This window comes from Enterobacter sp. CPE_E890, from assembly GCF_046521475.1.
In the GTDB taxonomy this organism is placed as follows: domain Bacteria; phylum Pseudomonadota; class Gammaproteobacteria; order Enterobacterales; family Enterobacteriaceae; genus Enterobacter; species Enterobacter adelaidei.
Window position 1 is genome coordinate 2,865,072 of record NZ_JBKFZW010000001.1, and the last position, 22,247, is coordinate 2,887,318.

Here is a 22,247-nt window from a genome sequence, read left to right on the forward strand (position 1 = left end):
AGGCGTATTAATGATAATAAAAGGAGGTAGCAAGTGACCATTGCTATTGTCATAGGCACACATGGTTGGGCTGCTGAGCAGCTACTCAAAACAGCAGAGATGCTGTTGGGCGAGCAGGAAAACGTCGGCTGGATCGATTTCGTTCCCGGTGAAAATGCCGAGACGCTGATTGAGAAGTACAACGCCCAACTCGCGAAGCTGGATACCAGCAAAGGCGTGCTGTTTCTCGTTGATACATGGGGAGGCAGTCCGTTCAATGCTGCCAGCCGCATTGTCGTCGATAAAGAGCACTACGAAGTTGTCGCCGGGGTGAATATCCCGATGCTGGTGGAAACCTTCATGGCGCGCGACGACAATCCCTCTTTCGATGAGTTGGTTGCACTCGCTGTGGAAACCGGCCGCGAAGGCGTGAAAGCGCTGAAAGCACAACCGGTCGAGAAACCCGCACCGGCTGTCGCAGCGCCAAAAGCTGCTGCACCGGCAAAACCGATGGGCCCGAACGATTACATGGTTATTGGCCTTGCACGTATTGATGACCGCTTAATCCACGGTCAGGTCGCTACGCGCTGGACCAAAGAGACCAACGTCCGACGCATTATCGTCGTCAGTGACGAAGTTGCCGCCGATACTGTACGTAAAACCCTTCTGACTCAGGTTGCTCCTCCTGGCGTTACCGCGCACGTGGTGGATGTCGCCAAGATGATCCGCGTTTATAACAACCCGAAATATGCGGGTGAACGCGTGATGCTACTGTTCACTAACCCGACAGACGTTGAGCGCATTGTTGAAGGCGGCGTGAAAATCACCTCCGTGAACATCGGGGGTATGGCATTCCGTCAGGGCAAAACGCAGGTCAACAACGCCATTTCGGTTGATGCGAAAGATATCGAGGCATTTAACAAACTGAATGCCCGCGGTATTGAGCTGGAAGCCCGTAAGGTTTCCACGGATCAGAAACTGAAAATGATGGATTTGATCGGTAAAGTTGGGAAATAAGCCCGCGCCGGTTTTCACATAACGCTTATGTAATAGGAGAAGTGCAATGGAGATTACCACTCTTCAGATTGTGCTGGTGTTCGTCGTCGCATGTATTGCGGGTATGGAATCCGTACTTGATGAATTTCAGTTCCACCGTCCTCTGGTGGCCTGTACGCTGATTGGTGCCGTTCTGGGTGACATGAAAACCGGTATCATCATCGGTGGTACCCTTGAAATGATCGCCCTGGGCTGGATGAACATCGGTGCGGCGGTTGCGCCTGATGCCGCGTTGGCTTCCATCATTTCTACCGTTCTGGTTATTGCCGGTCACCAGAGTATTGGTGCGGGTATCGCCCTGGCGATCCCGCTGGCAGCAGCAGGCCAGGTACTGACCATCATCGTTCGTACCATCACGGTTGCTTTCCAGCACGCAGCGGATAAGGCGGCCGAAAATGGCAACCTCACGGCGCTGTCCTGGATCCACGTTTCATCGCTGTTCCTGCAGGCGATGCGTATCGCTATTCCGGCGGTCATCGTCGCGATTTCTGTCGGTACCAGTGAAGTGCAGAGCATGCTGAACGCCATTCCAGAAGTGGTCACCGGCGGCCTGAACATCGCGGGCGGTATGATCGTGGTAGTCGGTTACGCAATGGTCATCAACATGATGCGCGCAGGCTACCTGATGCCGTTCTTCTACCTCGGCTTCGTGACCGCTGCCTTCACCAACTTCAACCTGGTTGCGCTGGGTGTAATTGGTGCAGTGATGGCGATTCTCTACATCCAGCTGAGCCCGAAATATAACCGCGTTGCGGGTGCCCCAGTGCAGGCTGCTGGTAATAACGATCTCGATAACGAACTGGACTAGCAGGTGAGCGAAATGGTTGATATGACAAAAACTACCACCGAGAAAAAACTCACTCCGGGTGATATTCGTGGCGTGTTCATCCGTTCTAACCTGTTTCAGGGTTCATGGAACTTCGAACGTATGCAGGCGCTGGGCTTCTGTTTCTCCATGGTGCCGGCAATCAAACGCCTGTATCCGGAAAACAACGAAGCGCGCCGTCAGGCGATTAAGCGTCACCTGGAATTCTTTAACACCCATCCATATGTGGCGGCTCCCGTTCTGGGCGTAACGCTGGCGATGGAAGAGCAGCGTGCGAACGGCGCAGAGATTGACGATGGTGCCATCAACGGTATTAAAGTCGGTCTGATGGGTCCGTTAGCAGGTGTCGGTGACCCTATCTTCTGGGGTACCGTTCGTCCGGTCTTCGCGGCACTAGGGGCCGGTATCGCGATGAGCGGCAGCCTGCTTGGCCCGCTGCTGTTCTTCATCCTGTTCAACGCCGTGCGTCTGCTGACCCGCTACTACGGTGTGGCATACGGTTACCGTAAAGGGGTGGACATCGTTAAGGACATGGGTGGCGGCTTCCTGCAAAAACTGACTGAGGGGGCGTCTATCCTCGGCCTGTTTGTGATGGGGGCATTGGTTAATAAGTGGACACATGTGAACATTCCGCTGGTGGTCTCCACCATCACCGGGCAGGATGGTCAGACCCGTGTCACCACCGTGCAGACTATCCTGGATCAGCTTATGCCTGGCCTGGTGCCGCTGCTGTTAACCTTCGCCTGCATGTGGTTGCTGCGTAAGAAAGTTAACCCACTGTGGATCATCGTTGGCTTCTTTATCATCGGTATCGCGGGTTACGCTGTCGGCCTGCTGGGCCTGTAAAGCAATAACGTTAGACGCCGGGGGCTTGCCCCCGGTTTTTTTATCTGTTCTTCGGAGGATGAATGACTGTCACGGACATCGTATTGGTTTTATTTATTGCAGCCCTTCTGGCTTACGCGATCTATGACGAGTTCATCATGCCTCGCCGCCACGGCGAGACGCTGCTTTCCCTTCCTCTTCTGCGACGCGGACGCGTAGATGCGTTTATCTTCACGGGTCTCATCGTTATCCTTATTTACAACAACATCACCAGCCATGGTGCAATATTAACCACATGGTTATTATGTGCGCTGGCATTAATGGCGATTTATCTGTTCTGGATCCGCACGCCAAAAATCATTTTTAAATCCCGTGGATTTTTCTTTGCCAATGTCTGGATAGAATATAACCGTATTAAAGAGATGAATTTATCGGAAGATGGTGTACTGGTCATGCAATTAGAGCAACGCCGCCTGCTTATTCGTGTTAAAAATATTGACGATTTGGAAAAAATATACAAATTACTCGTTAAAACTCAATGAGTTAGATATATAGCATCGGCTATATTTTGTGTGCATTTTACGCAATAAACATAGCCGAAGCTATATTACTCTTTTTCTTTCTACCTATATTTCTTAACGATACATTCACCCTTAAATAAAAATGAAAATCGTTATCAACAAGAATTTGAAATAATGCCTCTCCATTGTTGTTTTATATTCTCAAAATATGTTAAGGTTGCGCCCGTCGTTGGGGAGTAGCCGATTTCCTGTTCTCAGGAAATGTACGTGTCAACATACTCGTTGAAAAACGTGGCGCGTACGGATCGCTTTCTGCACATCTTATGTGCGTTGTGATCAGGCGAGACCATAGATACATCAACTGCTGTTTACTGGGGGCAGTGATGTGTCATATGGATATCTCCCGGTCTGGACGCTGTTATGAATATCTCCGCTACCATCCTTCTTGCTTTCGGCATGTCCATGGACGCGTTTGCCGCCTCCATTGGTAAAGGTGCCACGCTCCACAAACCAAAATTCTCTGAAGCATTACGCACCGGTCTTATCTTTGGCGCGATTGAAACGCTGACACCGCTTATCGGCTGGGGTCTTGGCATGCTCGCCAGCCAGTTTGTGCTGGAATGGAACCACTGGATTGCGTTCGTGCTTCTGGTGTTTCTTGGCGGCCGAATGGTCATTGAAGGTTTTCGCGGCAATGACGATGAAGATGAGGAGCCTCAACACCGCCACGGTTTCTGGTTACTGGTAACCACAGCCATTGCTACCAGCCTTGATGCGATGGCTGTCGGTGTCGGGCTGGCATTTTTGCAGGTCAATATTATCGCTACCGCGCTGGCTATTGGCTGCGCAACGCTGATTATGTCCACGCTGGGAATGATGGTCGGTCGGTTTATCGGCCCGCTACTGGGTAAACGCGCCGAGATTCTGGGGGGGATTGTGTTGATTGGCATCGGAGCCCAGATACTCTGGGCACACTTCGCCGGTTAATCTTCGCGCTGCCAGACGTGGATACTGAAATCCGTCTGGCAGCGAAATGTTGAGTGTGCAGCTAGCGCTTCCCATACTTCCGGTTTTGCCCGCCACGCGAACGGAGTCATCTGCAACAACGCAACGGCCTCTTCTCCTTTAAGCTTCATTTCATACGCCACGCTTTGCTCCTGCTTCAGGCTAAAACCGGCCAGCTGTTCAGAATGAGGGGCATGGAGACGCACTTCGTCGTAGATCAGCCCTTTCAGCTCCATCAGATGACGCGGGCCCGGCGTCACGGTGACTACCCATCCGCCCGGCTTCACCACGCGAGCCAGCTCTTCCGCCTTGCAGGGCGCGTAAATGCGGATAACAGCGTCCATGCTGGCATCGTCAAACGGCAGACGGTGGCTGGATGCCACGCAGAACGTCACGTCGGTGTAACGTTTTGCTGCTGCGCGAATCGCCACTTTCGACACGTCCAGACCGAATGTCAGCGCGCCCTTCTCACGGGCAATCTCGGCAAACCGTGCGGTGTAGTACCCTTCCCCGCAGCCGATATCGAGTATGGCGGTGGCAGAATCAGGCAGAATGTCATTCAGCCTCTGCGCGACGGTCTCCCGCAGCGGCAGATAGTGCCCGGCATTCAGAAACGCGCGACGCGCCTGCATCATCTCTGCACTGTCGCCGGGATCGCGGGAGCGCTTATGCTGCACCGGCAGAAGATTCACGTAGCCTTCTTTTGCCATATCAAACTGATGCCCCTGCGGACAGGTATAACTTTTATCTGAGTGTGTCAGGGGGGCGTGGCAAAGGGGGCAGCTGAAGGACATGGTGACTCCGGAGCATATTCAAAGGGCGAAGTGTACCGCTATTCGCCCTGGTTATAAACGCCCGGTTAACGCATAACGATAAGGTGATCTGAACCCGCCGGTAAACCATCGGGTTTCACATTCTCCAGACGCAGCACGTTTCCCATAATCTCGCTGAAAACGGGCGCGGAGACGGCACCGCCGTAGTATGCCCCGTTTTGAGGATCGTTAATCACGACTACGAGCGCAAAACGTGGGTCGCTAGCGGGTGCAACACCTGCAGTGTAGGCGACGTATTTATCGACATACTTCCCGCTATCATCAATTTTCTTCGCCGTACCGGTTTTCACCGCCACGCGGTAGTCACGCACGGCTGCCTTAACGCCTCCCCCACCAGGCAGTGCCACACTCTCCATCATGTGCTCCACTTCATGAGCGATTTCCTCTGGCATGACGCGTTGTCCAATTACGGGTGGATCGATACGCGTGATTGAGAGAGGACGCTCAAGCCCGTAGCCGCCAATGGTGGCGTAAACATGTGCCAGCTGGAGCGGTGTCACCATCAGCCCGTAGCCAAAGGCAAACGTCGCCCTGTCGAGCTGGCTCCAGAATTTACGCTGTGGCAGTAGTCCCGCACTCTCCCCCGTTAAGCCAAGCCCCGTATTCGTACCAAAACCAAAGTTCCGGTAGGTATCAATAAGATGCTGAACCGGCATCGCCAGCGAGAGGCGGGATACGCCTGTATCGCTCGATTTTTGCAGGATCCCAGTCATGGTCAGTTCAGGGTAGTAACCCACATCGCGGATACGATGCCCGTCGAGAGTATACGGATGGGTGTCAATCACGCTGTCCGGCTGGACCAGCCCCTGCTGCAATGCAGTCATCAGCACCAGCGGTTTGACGGTAGAACCAGGTTCAAACGTATCGCTGATCGCACGGTTACGAAAATCGTTTATTGTTGCGCCTTCGCGATTATTGGGGTTGAAATCCGGATAGCTCGCCATGGCGAGTATTTCCCCGGTTGGGATATTAATTAACACCGATGCCCCGGATTCGGCCTTATTCCAGGCCACGGCATTATCAAGCGCATCTTCGGTAATGGTTTGCAGCCGCTCGTCGATGCTCAACTGGATGTTATGAGCCGGTGCAGGAGCAACTTCTGTCAGGTTTTCTACCACACGCCCGTAGCGATCCTCTCTAACCTGCCGGACCCCGGCCTTCCCCGTTAACTGAGCGTTGAAGCTTTTTTCCACACCTTCAATACCCTGCCCGTCAATATTGGTGAAACCAATCAGATTTGCCGCCACATGCCCGGCGGGATAAAAACGACGAGACTCATCACGTAAATTGATACCCGGCAAATTCAGTTTATCGATCCACTTTGCCTGTGCCGGGTCGACCTGGCGGGCAAGGTAAATGAAACGTCCCTGTGGATTCGCGTTGATGCGTGTCGAGAGCGTAGCCAAAGAGAGATGTAGCGCATTCGCCAGCGCTTGCCAGCGCTGATCAAAGCCGACTCCCCCTTTCGCCAGTACCGTTTTTGGATCGGCCCATACGGCCCTGACTGGCACACTGACCGCCAGTGGTCTTCCTTCACGATCCTTGATCATGCCGCGTGGAGCATCAATCGGCAGTTCCCGGAGTGACCGCATATCCTCTTGCTTCACCAGATTGTCTGGCTTGATGATTTGCAGCCACGCAACACGACCCAGTAAAAAAGCCAGACTACAAAAAATGGCAAAACAGAGCAGCGCAAAACGCGCCGGAGTGAAATTTCCGGCTGTCGTAAGTATCTTCTTCACCTGAACCCCAGGACAATTTAACAACGCCCTGATTTAACGGGAAAAGCCGGGCAGAAGGAGCCGAAACAGTGCTACTAACCTCGCAGCTTTGCAACAAGTTACTAACAAGTACGGGGATGGTAATATTTTGAAAGATAAAGGGCATAAAAAAGCCCCGCGTTATGCGAGGCTTTATGTCTGAGAGTGAAGTGCTAAGCGCTTCAGTCAGCAGTGGTTCGATCAGATAGCAGTTACGTTAACTGCAGCTGGGCCTTTCTGGCCGTCCTGAATTTCGAACTCAACGTTCTGGCCTTCAGCCAGAGTTTTGAAGCCGTTACCCTGGATTGCAGAGAAGTGTACGAACACGTCTTTGCTGCCGTCAGCAGGAGTAATGAAACCAAAACCTTTAGACTCGTTGAACCACTTAACTTGACCTTTAATCTTTGCCATTTGCAAAATTCCTTAGAGTGTTTTCTTAGCCCGCAGGCATTAACTGAGATAAAACTGAGACATTACTGCATGAGGCACTAATATAAGGTTCGGCAGAGAAGCGGTATTCAACGACAACGTGTTTACTCAGGACTTCTTTACTGAAAATGCCACACATAAACAGAACTGTACCTCGTTTGACCCAAAACGTGTTATCACACACAATGTTTAATATGGCAAGCCATTTTTAAACATGTCTCGATCCGCCGCACAAATTCGAACACTGCCTGTCAGGTTTTGCACAATTATGCGCATAACATACAGGCAATTCTACTTCGTTACAGAGACTCAACGTTGCTTTCGCAGTCGCTGTAATCTAAGACTTTTTTAACATAGCTCAATCATTCCAGTGCGTCCAGCAGCCGGGAAAAGAAATCTTCAAAATTGATTGAGTTAGAACAATTTGTGAAAACTTATGCTTAAATCATTGTAACGACACGGCATTGTTTCGCAGAAAATACAATGTTAATAACCTGCAGTTGACTGTATTAAAATTCATCAGCTAATAAGCCGTGTTATGCACCAAAATAATGAAATTTTTATGACTCTGCATCAAAACAAGGCAAGCAAAACGTTTCGATAAAAATAAAATATTCATTATCGCGTTCACATACAGAATATATGCAACAATTTATCGCTTCGTTTATAAGGATAAATATTCACCAATTTTCAGTATCCTTAAAGAACTATCAACTGGTGCTAAATTATCTAGTGCAACCGTTAACTCCCTCACTGGGTCATCCAGCGCATCATCTGCCAGTTCAAACACGCCCCAGTGAATAGGAAACGCCAGAGGGCAGCCCAACTGTTGCCATAACGCAACGGCAGATTGAGGGTCCATATGATGTACAGCCATGAACCATCGTGGGGCATAAGCTCCGATAGGTAATGCAGCAGCGTCAATTCTCCCCAAACGCTCCGGTATCAATAGCAACTCAGGCGAATAACCTGTATCACCGCTGAACCAGAAACGGTGATGCCGCCCCTCAAAGACCCAGCCGCACCACAAGGTGCGATTTCGATTCCAGGGTGTTCGCATACTCCAGTGCTGTGCCGGAACAGCACTCAAGGTCATCCCTTGCCAGGTGAAACTCTGCCACCAGTCGAGCTCAACCACACGTCTTGCTCCCCGGCGGCGAAACCAGTCGGCCAGACCTAAAGGTACAAACAGACTCACGTCAGGGAAGCGTTTAAGGATCCGACGGATAGTTGCGTCATCAAGGTGATCGTAATGATTATGGGAGATAACGACGGCATCAAGCTGATGAAGTTGATCGACAGAAAGTACCGGAGGGGTTTTACGTTGTGGTCCCAGAAATGAGAGCGGAGAGGCACGCTGTGAGAAAACCGGGTCAGTGAGGAGAATATTGCCGTCTATCTGCAGCAGCACACTCGCGTGTCCCAGCCACCATACCCCATCCTCATGAGGTTGCATAAGATCAACCGGTTGCCACCACTGACGTATAAAATCCTCATAACCGAGTGCGGGCGGTCTGGGCAAACCGGCTTCTTTACGCGCTTTTCGCCAGCGCTCAAGGTCACCGGGCTGATGCCCGACAGGACGGGTATTACGGAAACCACTCGGCGTGTGATGTTTCAGGGAGGGGTCATACCAGGGATTTTTCCAGACCACAGCCACCTCCCAGGACAAAAAGATTAACGTTCAGCCACCAGGCGGATAAAGTCGTCTTCGTCTTTGTCGTCTTCAGCGACAGCGTCTTTCGGCGCGTCTTTCTCTTCCGGTTCGTTAGCCTCACACAGACGGCGTAACAACGCATTTTGACGTTTTTGCTGATCGAGCAGCGCTTCCAGCAGTTCGATCTGCTCGTTAGTACGTGAACTGGCCCGGTTAACGAAAAACCAAATGACCAGCCCCACAAGCAGAACGACCAAAGAAATCATCAAGGATGCCACATTCAGCAGCCCTGAATTCAGTAACTCACCCATTTCACCACCTCAATAAAAACGTCTATTTTACCACTGGCGCGAAGGAAGGAAATCACCTTGAGAAAAAATGCGTGTTACCACGGAATAAACTTATTTATTGCGCAAACGCCGCTAAAGAACTGTACATCCTGATCGCACATCACATTGATGGTCTGCGTCCATAGCACCACGCACGCTACCAGCACGATAATCAGAATTACCCAGCGTATTTTTTTCACTCCACACTCCGTCAAAAGACCTGATGTAACCAGGTTATCACGGTTATCTTAAACAAGGGCTAACTGTACCGACATCAAGCCTTTTTCAGAATCATGCACTTGTTTCATTACGTAAACCGTTTACGCTTGCTTAATGATAACAACGATAAAGAGGCATTGATGCGCTTAATCATTCGAACAATTGTTGTACTGGCCATCATCTGGATTGGCCTTCTGTTAACCGGTTATGGTGTGCTGGTGGGAAGCACTGAAAACGCAGCAGGATTAGGCATTCAGTGTAAATATTTAACAGCACAAGGAGTAAGCACCGCGCAGTATCTGCATACTGACAGCGGAATCATTGGCCTGACTAATTGCCCGGTACTGCGTAAAACATCCGTCGTGATCGATAATGGCTAATCAGCCAGGTTAACAGCAAAATCGCCGCAATACTCGCGGCGTTTTTTATGCTAACGAGGATTAAAACGGATAGTCGTGATACCCCATCTGCTCGGAAATCTTACGTGCTGCGGTGTGCAGAATAGCCACATACTCGTGCAGTCGCTCCTCAGAGAAGCGCAACGTCGGGAAGGAAATACTGAGCCCCGCAATCACGACGCCAAAGCGGTCAAATACCGGAACACCAATACAGCGCAGCCCCTCTTCCTGCTCTTCGTTATCTTCGCCATAGCCTTGCTCACGCACCTTGTCGAGCACGGTTAACAGCGCATCCGTGCTGGTAATGGTTCGTGCCGTACTGCGTTTGTACTCCACGCCATCAAGGATCTGTTTCACTTCTTCACGATCGCGCCACGCCAGCAAAACCTTACCAATGGCAGTACTATAGAGTGGGTTACGGCGGCCAATGCGTGAATACATGCGCAGGTTGTACATGGAGTCGATTTTATGGATGTAAACAATACTGTCTTCATCCAGTGCTCCCAGGTGGATGGTCTCTTTGGTCAGACGGGAGATTTCACGCATCTGAATATCCGCGCTGCGGATCAGGTCAACATTTTGCAGCGCACGGGCACCCAGTTCGAAGAGTTTCAGCGTCAGAGAGTATTTTTCAGACTCGCCTTCCTGCGCAACGTAGCCCAGTGACTTCATGGTTTGCAAAAAACGATAAACGGTGCTTTTCGACATCATCACACGCTGCGACAACTCTGTAATACCAATTTCACGCTCTTCCCCAAGCGCCTGTAAGATGCCAAACACCTTCAGCACGGAAGAAACAGAATCTGGCTGTTTATCCAAATCCGCAATTGCCATTTACCACCTCATAGAGAGTGTTTTATAAAAATCAGAATCGGTTTTTATTATAAGTTCCCGTCATGTCACCTGCAATCAATCCGCGTTTACTTCGTTACAAATCTGCGACATATCGCGGCTGTAACAATGCTAAAATAGTTACCCTGAGAATAATTTCACGCTGAGCTTTTTTAATCCTAATGGAAAAGACCTTTTCCGATGGCCTGCCTTTACCCCAGCGGTATGGCGCTATAGCGACCATCATTATCGGTATCTCAATGGCCGTCCTTGACGGCGCAATTGCGAATGTGGCCCTGCCAACCATCGCCAGCGACCTGCATGCCTCCCCTGCCAGTTCGATATGGATAGTTAACGCCTATCAGATTGCAATTGTTATTTCCCTGCTCTCGTTCTCTTTTCTGGGCGATATGTTTGGCTACCGTCGGGTTTATCAATGCGGTCTGGTGGTTTTCACCTTCACCTCATTGTTATGTGCCCTTTCTGATTCGCTACATACCCTGACACTTGCACGTATTGCACAAGGTTTTGGCGGTGCAGCGCTCATGAGTGTTAACACAGCGTTGATCCGCTTAATTTATCCGCAGCGTCATCTGGGACGCGGCATGGGGATAAACTCGTTTATTGTTGCGGTCTCTTCTGCCGCCGGGCCAACCATTGCAGCAGCCATTCTTTCCGTCGCGTCCTGGCAATGGCTGTTCGCCATAAACGTGCCGCTGGGCATCGTGGCTATCTTCTTTGCCCTACGCTTTCTTCCCGCTAACGGCCCCAAAAGTACAATGCCGCGCTTCGACGTCGTGAGCGCGATAATGAATGCCCTCACCTTTGGTCTGCTGATTACTGCCCTGAGCGGTTTTGCACAGGGACAATCCCTGATGCTTACCGGCGCGGAACTCATCGTCTTGCTGGTGACAGGTTTCTTCTTTGTTCGCCGTCAGCTCACGCTTCCTGTGCCGTTACTGCCAGTTGACCTGCTGCGCATTCCCCTCTTTTCGCTCTCCATTTGCACATCTGTCTGCTCATTCTGCGCCCAGATGCTGGCCCTGGTCTCTCTGCCTTTCTTCCTGCAAAGCGTAGTGGGACGCTCTGAAGTGGAGACCGGGCTGTTGTTAACCCCATGGCCGCTGGCTACGATGGTAATGGCACCGCTGGCGGGTTACTTGATTGAACGCGTCCATGCCGGTTTATTAGGTGCTCTGGGGCTGGCTGTGATGGCAACAGGCCTTTTCGCGCTGGCACTACTGCCGTCATCGCCTTCCGATCTCGACATCATCTGGCGCATGATCCTGTGCGGAGCCGGGTTTGGCCTGTTCCAGTCGCCTAACAATCACACCATTATTACCTCAGCGCCGCGTCATCGCAGTGGAGGGGCCAGCGGTATGTTAGGCACCGCGCGTCTGTTAGGGCAAAGCAGCGGTGCTGCTCTGGTCGCTCTGATGTTTAACCTTGCCGGGCAAAACGGTAATCACATTGCGCTCCTTAGCGCAGGAGCCCTTGCTACCCTCGCGGCTATCGTCAGCGGTCTGCGCATTACCCAGCCCAGAGCCCAGGCATAAAAAAAGCCGGGCGGAGTCTTCTCCTGCCCGGCTTATTGCGGTTCTTCGCGTTACTTCATGTATTCCCCACTACGCAGCGCTTCGATACGTTTATCCAGCGGCGGGTGAGACATAAACATTTCACTCAGTGAGTTCGATTTACCGTTAATACAGAAGGCCATCATGCTGTTCGCTTCCTGCGGCTCGTAACTGGTTTTCAGACGCTGCAGCGCAGCAATCATTTTCTCACGCCCAACCAGTTTTGCGGAGCCGGCATCCGCGTGGAATTCGCGGTGACGGGAGAACCACATGGTGATAATGCTTGCCAGAATACCGAACACCAGCTCCAGTACCATGGAAACTGCGAAGTAGATCAGCGGATTACCGTTGCTCTCTTCACCTTCGTCGCGGTTGCCACCCATAAAGCCTGCAGCAATCTGCGCCAGAATACGGGAGATAAAGATAACGAAAGTGTTCACCACGCCCTGAATCAGGGTCATGGTCACCATGTCACCATTTGCGATATGGCTGATTTCGTGAGCGATAACCGCTTCGGCTTCATCACGGCTCATGTTCTGTAACAACCCGGTGCTGACGGCAACCAGGGATGCATCACGACGAGCACCCGTAGCGAACGCATTAATGTCCGGCGCGTGATAAATAGCGACCTGCGGCATGGCAATCCCAGCCTGACGGGATTGCTGAGCAACCGTATTCATCAGCCACTGTTCCATATCGTTACGCGGCTGTTCAATAACCTCACCACCTACCGATTTCAGTGCCATCCACTTCGACATCAACAGTGAAATGAAAGAGCCACCAAAACCAAACAGCAGCGCCATAATCAACAGACCCTGAACGCTGCTCGACTGAATTCCTGTCAGGCTTAGCACGAGCCCGAAAACCACCATGACCGCAAGGTTGGTGAGCAGGAAGAGCGCGATTCGCATCATAATTTTCTTTTAACCTCAGTTTAACAAAACGCACTATGCGATTACCCACATCGTATGGGTATTGTGGCTATTTTCAAGCATCAGGCGGGCGTAAGTCACCAGAAAGACACAACTTTACACAATTGGAAACCAGCCTGACGGAAGGATGCAGAACAAAAAGAAACAGGCACAATTTCTTGTGCCTGTTGGGAGATTATTTTGCCGGAGCAGGTTGTAAGGCAGGTTTCTCTTTTTCAAGATTCGCAAGGTCGAGTGCAATATGCACCGTCTCATCCAGATAAGGATCTGGCTCCTTGTAATCTTTTGGCAGATCGTCCAGTTTCTTGAGCAGAGGCTTGCCTTCCCGTTTGAAGCGATCGTTGATACGCGCCAGACGCGTTGCATCGTCTTCATTGTTCTCTTTTTCACGCTGAGCGTAGTTCAGAGAAACAATATTCCGTTTATCTTTCAGAGCATTGAAACGTGCAATGTCCTTCATGATGTACTGGAATTCCGCATCTTTCGCAATACGGTCATTATGCGCTTTCAGCAGTTCAGGACCAAACTGCGTCATATCACCCGCTTTCACGTAGGTCGCAGCGTTGATGCTGTCCCACGGTAACGCGTTATCTTCAAACTTCTCGCCGGTTTCCGTCTCTTCCGTGCCTGTCGGCATCATGATATCCGGCGTCACGCCTTTACGCTGCGTACTGCCACCGTTCACGCGGTAGAACTTCTGAATAGTGTACTGAACCGAACCCAGCGCAGGCCATTCAGGGCGCAGCATCTGATCGTAAATACGATTCAGAGAGCGATACTGTTGAACGGTGCCTTTACCGAACGTCGGTTCACCCACGATCAACGCACGGCCATAGTCCTGCATTGCGGCAGCAAAGATCTCAGACGCTGAAGCACTGAAGCGGTCCACTAAGACCACCAGCGGGCCTTTGTAGTAAACCACACCATCGTTGTCGGCATCTTCACGGACTTTACCGTTGTTATCGCGCACCTGAACCACAGGACCAGATGGAATAAACAGGCCAGAGAGCGAAACCGCTTCCGTCAGCGCACCGCCGCCGTTACTGCGCAGGTCGATGATAATGCTGCTAACGTTCTGCTTCTCAAGCTTCTGCAGCTGCACTTTCACATCGTCGGTCAGCCCTACGTAGAAGCCCGGGATATCCAGGACACCCACCTTCTCTTTACCCACGGTTTTCACCGACATTTTCACCGCGCGGTCTTCCAGACGGATACGCTCACGGGTCAGGGTAACAATACGGGTTTTAGTGCCTTTTCCTGCAGGCAGCACTTCCAGACGAACCTTGCTGCCTTTCGGGCCTTTAATCAGCGCCACCACATCATCAAGACGCCAGCCGATCACATCAACCATGTTCTGACCGGTTTGTCCCACACCCACAATGCGATCGCCTACGCTTATCGCTTTGCTTTTGGATGCCGGGCCACCTGCGACCATCGAATTGATCACGGTATAATCATCATCCATCTGCAGCACCGCACCGATACCTTCGAGAGACAGGCTCATTTCAGTATTGAACTGCTCGGTGTTACGCGGGGAGAGATAGTTGGTATGCGGATCGATTTCGTGAGCAAAGGCAGTCATTGCCAGTGAGAAGACATCCTCACTGTTGGTCTGCGCCAGACGACGAATAGCAAATTTGTAACGACGCGTCAGCGTGTCACGGATCTCTTTTTCATCTTTGCCGGTGAGCTTAAGGCTCAGTTCGTCATATTTAACTTTTCCGTCCCACAGCGCATTCAACTCGGCTTCATCTTTCGGCCAGGGTGCTTTACTGCGATCCAGATTAAAGGTGTCATTGCCGGTGAAGTCCATCGGACGTTCCAGCACTTTCAGCGCGTACTGATAACGTTCAAAGCGGCGCTTTTGCGACAGGTTATAGAGATCGTAGAACAGATCCAGCTTGCCTGAACGCAACTCGTCACCCACCTCAGATTTACGCTTAGCGAACTGCTCGACATCGCTGGCGAGCAAAACGTTATGGCTGTAATCCAGCAAGTTCAGATAGCGGTCAAAGATTTTGGCCGAAAAGGCCTGATCGAGATCGAACTGACGATAGTGCGAACGGGTGAAACGTGAGGTTACGCGCTCACTCACCGTTGCGTGCTGGGTCTCTTCCTTAAGAACCGGAATTTGATCAACACGCGTGATATCGTCCACTGCGAAAGCGTGACCTGTTATGGCAAACAGGCCCGCCAGCGCGGTGAGCTTAAAAAAAGTGTTCATGCCAGGCTTGGCCTCCGTTTCAGAACAACAAGTGTTCTGCGCGTACAATCATTGACATACCAGAAGTCAGCTGTACACGAACGCCATCTTTGGTGATTTCCAGTACAGTGGCGTCCATAGCATTGTTACCCGCTTTTACCTTCAGCGCCTGACCAACGCTCAGGGCGTTAATGTCTGAAACCGGGGTATGACGCGGCTCTTCACGAGGGGCGCGCGGGGCTTTCGCTGCAGGTTTGTCAGCACGCGGTTTGCGATCGTTATTATCATTACGACGCGGTGCAGGGCGTGGTTTACGCTCACGACGAGGCGCTTCTTCCTGGCCGTTTGCCGCTGTGGCTTCGCGTTTTTTCGCTTGCTGTTCAGCACGTTGTGCCTGAACGCGTGCTTTGGCTTCTTCCAGCTGTTTACGCGCGTGTTCAACGTGCTGCTCATCCAGCTCACCACAAGGGTTGCCATCGAGATCCACGCGAGTCGCGCCCGGTTTGATACCGTACAGGTAACGCCAGCTCGAAGTATAAAGACGTAAGGCGGAACGCAGCTGAGTTTTGCTGAGGTTCATTTCCCCCTCAACACGTGCCACCAGATCCTGAAAAATACCGACTTTCAGGGGACGAGCTTCACCTTCAGCACTGAAGCACTGTGGGAAACGCTCGGCCAGAAATGCGATAACTTCTTTACTGCTATTCAACTTAGGTTGATTTTCCATGAAATTTCCTGATTACAACGGACGTTGCCAACAAGCGCAGGCATGAACAGGCGTCATTATAATGACGCTATCAGTAAATGCTACGTTATCCGTTGATTATCCTGCGACGCTCGCAAAGAATTTTTGATAATCGGTTGCAGCGAGAACGTTTTCCAGGTTTGCCACCAGCTCGCGCAGTCCCTGTTCGTCCTCGGCTGTAAAGCGACTGAAGACCGTACTGTCGATATCCAGAACGCCAATAATCTGATTTTTTACCACCAGTGGCAGAACGATTTCAGAATTACTTGCAGCGTCGCAGGCAATATGTCCGTCAAACGCATGAACGTCTTCCACACGCTGTACCTGATTCTCGGCGACCGCGGTACCACACACACCGCGCCCTACCGGGATACGTACGCAGGCCAGCTTGCCCTGGAATGGCCCCAGCACCAGTGTTTCACCTTCCAGAAGGTAAAATCCAGCCCAGTTAACGTCACTGAGACGTTCAAACAGCAATGCGCTAGTATTTGCCAGAGTGGCTAAGAAGCTGGTCTCGCCCGCCATCAATGCCTTAAAATCGCGGTTCAGATCCGCGTAGAATTCTGTTTTGTTCATTATTCAATCACTTAGTTGTCTTACAAAATTACCGCATAGCCTATTAAAATAAGCATTAAATGCGCTCATGCTCAAGATGAATCAGTTCATGAGTTATTATAACTTTCAACAATACTTATTTGTGCGCAGCTGATGGCCTTAAAAACAACCAAAATTACGCCGACAAAAAAGATAACTGTCCATACGGTAAGCGAAGCTTTGCCTCGTGCACATTATCAGCGTTGCCCCCAGTGCGATACGCTTTTTATGTTGCCGAAGATGAAATCGCACCAAAGTGCCTTTTGCCCCCGCTGCGATGCCAAAATTCGTGACGGCCGCGACTGGTCTTTGACCCGCCTCGCCGCCATGGCCGTCACGATGCTGCTTCTGATGCCTTTCGCGTGGAGCGAGCCGCTCCTTAAACTCTATCTGCTTGGTGTACGCATTGATGCCAACGTTCTACAGGGTATCTGGCAGATGACCCGGCAGGGTGATCCGGTAACTGCAGCTATGGTGCTTTTTTGCACCGTTGGCGCGCCGCTGGTCCTGGTCGCGGCGATTGCGTATTTGTGGCTCGGCAACATTCTGGGTATGAACCTGCGACCGGTGTTGCTGATGCTGGATAAACTCAAAGAGTGGGTCATGCTGGATATCTATCTTGTGGGTGTTGGCGTGGCGTCAATTAAAGTGCAGGACTACGCGTTTCTGCAGCCAGGCGTCGGACTCTTTGCTTTTATCTGTCTGGTATTGCTCAGTATCCTGACGCTCATCCACCTGAACGTCGAACAGCTTTGGGAGCGTTTTTATCCTCAGCGCCCAGCCACACGCCCGGATGAGAACCTCCGTGTCTGTCTGGGTTGCCACTACACCGGGCTGCCCGACGCGCGTGGCCGCTGTCCACGCTGCCATATTCCTTTGAGACTGCGGCGCAACAACAGCCTGCAAAAATGCTGGGCGGCGCTGATTGCCTCCCTGGTGTTTCTGATCCCGGCCAATATGCTGCCGATTTCCATTATTTACGTGAATGGTGCACGCCAGGAAGATACCATCCTCTCCGGTATTATTTCCCTTGCGCACAGCAATGTGGGGGTGGCTGCCATCGTCTTTATTGCCAGTATCCTGGTGCCGTTTACCAAAGTGGTGGTGATGTTTACGTTACTTATCAGCATTCACTTTAAATGTGAGCAGGGGTTACGTACCCGTATCCTGCTTTTGCGGTTCGTCACCTGGATTGGTCGCTGGTCGATGTTGGATCTGTTCGTGATTTCATTGATGATGTCGCTGATTAATCGTGACCAGTTACTTGCTTTTACAATGGGACCCGCGGCTTTTTATTTCGGCTCAGCGGTGATATTGACTATTCTTGCTGTGGAATGGCTGGATAGCCGCTTACTTTGGGATGCACATGAGTCAGGAAACCCCCGCTTCGCCGACTGAAGCGAGAATTAAAACAAAACGCCGCATTTCGCCATTCTGGTTGCTGCCTGTCATCGCCCTGATGATTGCGGGCTGGCTTATCTGGACGAGCTATCAAGATCGCGGGAGTACGGTCACCATTGATTTCCAGACCGCCGACGGTATCGTCGCCGGGCGAACACCCGTTCGCTTCCAGGGCGTTGAAGTAGGTACGGTTCAGGACATCTCCCTTGGAAAAGGGCTGAACAAGATTCAGGTGCGGGTCAGTATTAAATCAGACATGCAGGATGCCCTGCGCAGCGAAACGCAATTCTGGCTGGTTACGCCGAAGGCCTCTCTGGCGGGTGTTTCCGGTCTGGATGCGCTGGTGGGCGGTAACTATATCGGTATGATGCCAGGTAAAGGTGAACCGCAGGATCACTTTGTTGCCCTGGATACACAGCCCAAGTACCGCCTTAACAACGGCGATTTGATGATCCATCTGCAGGCGCCGGATCTCGGTTCTCTGAACAGTGGCTCACTGGTTTATTTCCGTAAAATACCGGTGGGTCGCGTTTACGATTACGCCATCAACCCGAATAAACAGGGTGTCACCATTGATGTGCTGATCGAGCGCCGCTTTACCAATCTGGTTAAAAAGGGCAGCCGCTTCTGGAACGTATCCGGCGTGGATGCCGATCTCAGCCTGAGCGGTGCAAAGGTGAAACTGGAGAGTTTGGCTGCGCTGGTTAATGGCGCCATTGCCTTTGATTCCCCTGAAAACTCAAGCCCTGCCACCGCTGATGACTCGTTCGGATTGTACGCTGACCTGGCGCACAGCCAGCGCGGCGTGATTATCAAACTCGTCCTGCCCGATGCGAAGGGGCTTAAAGCCGGTTCAACACCGCTGATGTATCAAGGGTTGCAGGTCGGTCAGCTTACCAAAATGACGCTCAACCCGGGCGGCTCGGTCACCGGCGAAATGACTGTTGATCCGAGCGTGGTCGATCTTCTGCGCGAGAAGACGCGTATTGAAATGCGCAGTCCAAAGCTATCACTCAACGATGCCAGTATCAGTAGTCTGCTGACGGGAAATACGTTTGAGCTGGTGCCCGGTGAAGGTCAGCCCAGCAATAGCTTTGTGATTGCCCCGGCCGACAAAGCCTTGTTGCAAAAGCCGGGTGTCGTGACGGTCACGCTGAATGCGCCAGAAAGCTACGGTATTGAAGCCGGCCAGCCGTTGATTTTGCACGGTGTTCAGGTAGGACAAGTTCTTGAGCGTACGCTTACCGAGAACGGCGTGAGCTTCTCGGTCGCCATTGACCCGCAATACAGCAACCTGGTCCATGGCGACAGTAAGTTTGTGGTTAACAGTCGTGTCGACGTGAAAGTAGGTCTGGACGGGGTGGAGTTCCTTGGCGCCAGCGCCAGCGAATGGGTCAACGGCGGGATCCGCATTCTGCCGGGCGATAAAGGCCCTGTGCGTGACAGCTACCCGCTGTATGCCAACCTGGATAAAGCGATTGAAAACAGCCTGAGCGATCTTCCTACCACTACGCTGACATTAAGCGCCGAAACATTGCCGGACGTTCAGGCAGGCTCCGTTGTGCTGTATCGCAAATTTGAGGTCGGGGAAGTGATCACCGTTCGCCCTCGCGCGGACGCATTTGATATCGAGCTGCATATCAAGCCGGAGTATCGCAAGCTGTTGACGCCAAACAGCGTCTTCTGGGCTGAAGGCGGTGCAAAAGTTCAGCTCAACGGTAACGGGCTGACGGTGCAGGCCTCCCCGCTTTCACGCGCGCTGCGTGGGGCAATTAGCTTCGATAACCTCAGCGGTGCAGGTGCGAATCTGCGCAAAGGGGATAAGCGTATTCTCTTCCCGTCCGAAACCGCAGCACGTGCCGTTGGCGGGCAGATTACCCTGCACGCTTTTGATGCGGGAAAACTGGCTGAAGGGATGCCAATCCGTTACCTGGGTATTGATATCGGGCAGATCCAGAAGCTGACGCTGATCACCTCGCGTAACGAGGTGCAGGCCACCGCCGTGCTCTACCCGGAATATGTACAGACGTTCGCCCGCACCGGTTCGCGCTTCTCGGTGGTGACGCCGCAAATCTCGGCCGCAGGCGTTGAGCACCTCGACACCATCCTGCAGCCGTATATCAACGTCGAGCCTGGCCAGGGCAATGCCCGTCGTGATTTTGAGCTGCAGGAAGCCACAATCACTGATTCGCGCTATCTTGATGGTCTGAGCATTGTGGTGGAGGTACCAGAAGCTGGTTCGCTCAGCATCGGCACGCCAGTACTGTTCCGCGGTATTGAGGTGGGCACAGTGACCGGTCTGACGCTCGGGACACTCTCCGACCGCGTGATGGTGGCGTTACGGATAAGCGAACGTTACCAGCATCTGGTGCGAAATAACTCGGTATTCTGGCTGGCTTCCGGCTATTCGCTGGACTTTGGCCTGACGGGGGGGGTCGTGAAAACTGGTACCTTCAACCAGTTTATTCGCGGTGGGATTGCGTTTGCCACACCACCGGGCACACCGCTGGCACCGAAAGCGCAACCGGGTAAACACTTCCTGCTGCTCGAAAGTGAACCGAAAGAGTGGCGTGAATGGGGAACTGCCCTGCCGCGTTAATCTCAGGGCTCCGGTGTCAACGCGCCGGAGCCTTTATGCTACACTGCGCACCTGAACTTTTCCCTGTGGTGTACCCGTGGCTCAAAACTCCGTATTTCTTCCTGAACAATTCCTCGCGCAAATGCGTGAGGCGCTTCCTTCTCACCTGTCGTTAGACGATTTTATCGCCGCCTGTCAGCGTCCGTTGCGCCGAAGTATTCGCGTCAATACGCTAAAAATCAGCGTCGGGGATTTTCTCGCGCTGGTATCCCCGTACAACTGGCAACTGACGCCAGTACCATGGTGTGCTGAAGGGTTCTGGATCGAGCGTGATGACGAAGATGCCGTGCCGCTGGGAAGTACCGCCGAGCATCTGAGCGGGCTGTTTTATATTCAGGAAGCCAGTTCAATGCTGCCAGTTGCCGCGTTGTTCGCCGATGACAACGCGCCTGAGCGGGTGATGGATGTGGCCGCGGCACCCGGGTCGAAAACCACACAGATTGCCGCCCGGATGGGTAACCAGGGGGCAATTCTTGCCAATGAGTATTCCGCCAGCCGCGTCAAAGTGTTGCATGCCAACATCAGCCGCTGCGGTATTCATAATGTTGCCCTGACACACTTCGACGGGCGCGTGTTCGGTGCTGCCCTGCCGGAAGCCTTTGATGCTATTCTGCTGGATGCTCCCTGCTCCGGGGAAGGTGTGGTACGTAAAGATCCTGATGCGTTAAAGAACTGGTCTGTTGAAAGCAACCTTGAGATCGCTGCTACCCAGCGTGAGCTGATCGACAGCGCATTTCATGCACTGCGGCCAGGCGGCACGTTGATCTACTCCACCTGCACACTGAACCGGGATGAAAACGAAGACGTCTGTCTGTGGCTGAAGGCGCAATATCCCGATGCCGTCGAGTTTCTGCCGCTCAACGATCTGTTCCCCACGGCAAAAGAGGCCATCACGCCTGAAGGATTCCTGCATGTTTTCCCGCAGATCTATGACTGTGAAGGTTTTTTTGTTGCCCGACTGCGTAAAGCTGTCGCCGTTGATCCCCTGCCCGCTCCAACGTTTAAGGTCGGCAATTTCCCGTTCACACCGCTGAAAGGCCGAGAGGCCGAGCAGGTCACCCTCGCCGCCAGAAAAGCCGGGCTTTCCTGGGATGAAACGCACCATCTCTGGTTACGTGAGAAAGAGATTTGGCTTTTCCCGGCCAGTATTGAACCGCTTATTGGCAAAGTACGTTTTTCCCGTATCGGGATCCGTCTGGCGGAAGTTCATAATAAAGGCTATCGCTGGCAGCATGAGGCTGTTATCGCCCTCGCCGGACACGAGAATACGTTTGCCCTGACACATCAGGAAGCCGAAGAGTGGTACCGTGGTCGCGATGTTTATCCTGCCAGTACGCCATCGAATGATGAAGTTGTGGTTACGTATCAGGGATACCCGTTGGGGCTGGCTAAAAAAGTGGGCTCACGACTGAAGAACAGCTATCCGCGTGAACTGGTGCGAGATGGTCGGCTGTTTACCGGTAACGATCGCACCGCCTGAAAAAAAGCGCAT

21 protein-coding genes, 1 pseudogene and 1 riboswitch are annotated in these 22,247 nt (G+C 52.2%); of the genes and pseudogenes, 10 read left to right on the forward strand and 12 right to left on the reverse strand.

Annotated elements, in window-relative coordinates; all coding sequences use genetic code 11:
* The first annotated feature begins 33 nt into the window (after positions 1-33).
* The 5 genes from manX (at position 34) to mntP (ending at position 4,194) form a co-directional block, all read left to right on the forward strand.
* Positions 34-996 carry a PTS mannose transporter subunit IIAB gene (gene manX / locus ACLHV9_RS14070; RefSeq protein ID WP_028018670.1) on the forward strand — a complete coding sequence of 321 codons (963 nt, stop codon included), beginning with the start codon at positions 34-36 and terminating at the stop codon, positions 994-996.
* 46 nt (positions 997-1,042) lie between these two features.
* Positions 1,043-1,843: a PTS mannose/fructose/sorbose transporter subunit IIC gene (locus ACLHV9_RS14075; protein ID WP_028018669.1), complete on the forward strand. Its 801-nt coding sequence runs from the start codon at positions 1,043-1,045 to the stop codon at positions 1,841-1,843.
* 12 nt (positions 1,844-1,855) lie between these two features.
* Positions 1,856-2,707: a PTS mannose transporter subunit IID gene (locus ACLHV9_RS14080; RefSeq protein ID WP_028018668.1), complete on the forward strand. Its 852-nt coding sequence runs from the start codon at positions 1,856-1,858 to the stop codon at positions 2,705-2,707.
* Between the two features lie 62 nt (positions 2,708-2,769).
* Positions 2,770-3,228 (forward strand): DUF986 family protein, encoded by a 459-nt coding sequence (locus ACLHV9_RS14085; RefSeq protein WP_028021357.1) that lies wholly within the window; start codon positions 2,770-2,772, stop codon positions 3,226-3,228.
* A 198-nt stretch (positions 3,229-3,426) separates the two neighbouring features.
* Positions 3,427-3,617, forward strand: a riboswitch (yybP-ykoY riboswitch).
* 10 nt (positions 3,618-3,627) lie between these two features.
* Complete coding sequence (gene mntP, locus ACLHV9_RS14090) at positions 3,628-4,194, forward strand: manganese efflux pump MntP (protein ID WP_028018666.1); 567 nt, start codon at positions 3,628-3,630, stop codon at positions 4,192-4,194.
* On the opposite strand, the gene rlmA is transcribed toward mntP, so the two are convergent.
* From rlmA to mgrB, 7 genes and pseudogenes are all read right to left on the reverse strand, one after another.
* Complete coding sequence (rlmA, locus tag ACLHV9_RS14095; protein WP_108089695.1) at positions 4,191-5,006, reverse strand: 23S rRNA (guanine(745)-N(1))-methyltransferase; 816 nt, start codon at positions 5,004-5,006, stop codon at positions 4,191-4,193. The two genes, mntP and rlmA, sit on opposite strands and share 4 nt — an antisense overlap.
* A gap of 65 nt (positions 5,007-5,071) precedes the next feature.
* Positions 5,072-6,787, reverse strand: a complete 1,716-nt coding sequence (ftsI, locus tag ACLHV9_RS14100) for a peptidoglycan glycosyltransferase FtsI (RefSeq protein WP_108089694.1) — start codon at positions 6,785-6,787, stop codon at positions 5,072-5,074.
* A gap of 219 nt (positions 6,788-7,006) precedes the next feature.
* On the reverse strand, positions 7,007-7,216 hold the full coding sequence (gene cspE, locus ACLHV9_RS14105) for a transcription antiterminator/RNA stability regulator CspE (protein ID WP_001062678.1): 210 nt from the start codon (positions 7,214-7,216) through the stop codon (positions 7,007-7,009).
* A gap of 12 nt (positions 7,217-7,228) precedes the next feature.
* Positions 7,229-7,373 (reverse strand): annotated as a pseudogene (locus ACLHV9_RS14110) (DUF2627 domain-containing protein).
* A 525-nt stretch (positions 7,374-7,898) separates the two neighbouring features.
* On the reverse strand, positions 7,899-8,888 hold the full coding sequence (locus ACLHV9_RS14115) for an MBL fold metallo-hydrolase (protein ID WP_108089693.1): 990 nt from the start codon (positions 8,886-8,888) through the stop codon (positions 7,899-7,901).
* A gap of 23 nt (positions 8,889-8,911) precedes the next feature.
* Complete coding sequence (locus tag ACLHV9_RS14120; RefSeq protein ID WP_028018662.1) at positions 8,912-9,202, reverse strand: YebO family protein; 291 nt, start codon at positions 9,200-9,202, stop codon at positions 8,912-8,914.
* Between the two features lie 74 nt (positions 9,203-9,276).
* Entirely contained in the window at positions 9,277-9,420 is a 144-nt protein-coding gene (gene mgrB, locus ACLHV9_RS14125) for a PhoP/PhoQ regulator MgrB (protein ID WP_014170606.1), read from the reverse strand.
* A gap of 159 nt (positions 9,421-9,579) precedes the next feature.
* Between mgrB and ACLHV9_RS14130 the strand changes: the two genes are divergently transcribed.
* Positions 9,580-9,819: a YobH family protein gene (locus ACLHV9_RS14130; RefSeq protein WP_108089862.1), complete on the forward strand. Its 240-nt coding sequence runs from the start codon at positions 9,580-9,582 to the stop codon at positions 9,817-9,819.
* Between the two features lie 60 nt (positions 9,820-9,879).
* Here ACLHV9_RS14130 and kdgR read toward each other — a convergent pair whose 3' ends face one another.
* Positions 9,880-10,671 carry a DNA-binding transcriptional regulator KdgR gene (gene kdgR / locus ACLHV9_RS14135; RefSeq protein WP_028018660.1) on the reverse strand — a complete coding sequence of 264 codons (792 nt, stop codon included), beginning with the start codon at positions 10,669-10,671 and terminating at the stop codon, positions 9,880-9,882.
* A 179-nt stretch (positions 10,672-10,850) separates the two neighbouring features.
* Between kdgR and ACLHV9_RS14140 the strand changes: the two genes are divergently transcribed.
* Positions 10,851-12,224 (forward strand): MFS transporter, encoded by a 1,374-nt coding sequence (locus ACLHV9_RS14140; protein ID WP_108089692.1) that lies wholly within the window; start codon positions 10,851-10,853, stop codon positions 12,222-12,224.
* Positions 12,225-12,274: 50 nt separating this feature from the next.
* On the opposite strand, the gene htpX is transcribed toward ACLHV9_RS14140, so the two are convergent.
* From htpX to ACLHV9_RS14160, 4 genes are all read right to left on the reverse strand, one after another.
* Complete coding sequence (gene htpX, locus ACLHV9_RS14145; protein ID WP_108089691.1) at positions 12,275-13,156, reverse strand: protease HtpX; 882 nt, start codon at positions 13,154-13,156, stop codon at positions 12,275-12,277.
* Positions 13,157-13,349: 193 nt separating this feature from the next.
* On the reverse strand, positions 13,350-15,398 hold the full coding sequence (gene prc, locus ACLHV9_RS14150; RefSeq protein ID WP_108089690.1) for a carboxy terminal-processing peptidase: 2,049 nt from the start codon (positions 15,396-15,398) through the stop codon (positions 13,350-13,352).
* A gap of 19 nt (positions 15,399-15,417) precedes the next feature.
* On the reverse strand, positions 15,418-16,104 hold the full coding sequence (gene proQ / locus ACLHV9_RS14155) for an RNA chaperone ProQ (protein WP_049008514.1): 687 nt from the start codon (positions 16,102-16,104) through the stop codon (positions 15,418-15,420).
* Positions 16,105-16,200: 96 nt separating this feature from the next.
* Positions 16,201-16,698, reverse strand: coding sequence for a GAF domain-containing protein (locus tag ACLHV9_RS14160; protein ID WP_028018655.1), 498 nt, complete (start codon positions 16,696-16,698; stop codon positions 16,201-16,203).
* Positions 16,699-16,830: 132 nt separating this feature from the next.
* Between ACLHV9_RS14160 and yebS the strand changes: the two genes are divergently transcribed.
* The 3 genes from yebS to rsmF all read left to right on the forward strand — a co-directional run bounded on the left by yebS (position 16,831) and on the right by rsmF (position 22,235).
* On the forward strand, positions 16,831-18,114 hold the full coding sequence (yebS, locus tag ACLHV9_RS14165; RefSeq protein ID WP_014832380.1) for a membrane integrity lipid transport subunit YebS: 1,284 nt from the start codon (positions 16,831-16,833) through the stop codon (positions 18,112-18,114).
* Positions 18,083-20,716, forward strand: a complete 2,634-nt coding sequence (locus ACLHV9_RS14170; protein WP_049008513.1) for a PqiB family protein — start codon at positions 18,083-18,085, stop codon at positions 20,714-20,716. Before yebS ends, ACLHV9_RS14170 begins: the two co-directional genes overlap by 32 nt.
* A gap of 76 nt (positions 20,717-20,792) precedes the next feature.
* The gene (gene rsmF, locus ACLHV9_RS14175) at positions 20,793-22,235 is read left to right on the forward strand and encodes a 16S rRNA (cytosine(1407)-C(5))-methyltransferase RsmF (RefSeq protein ID WP_108089689.1); all 1,443 of its coding nucleotides are present in this window, start codon (positions 20,793-20,795) and stop codon (positions 22,233-22,235) included.
* Positions 22,236-22,247 lie beyond the last annotated feature (12 nt).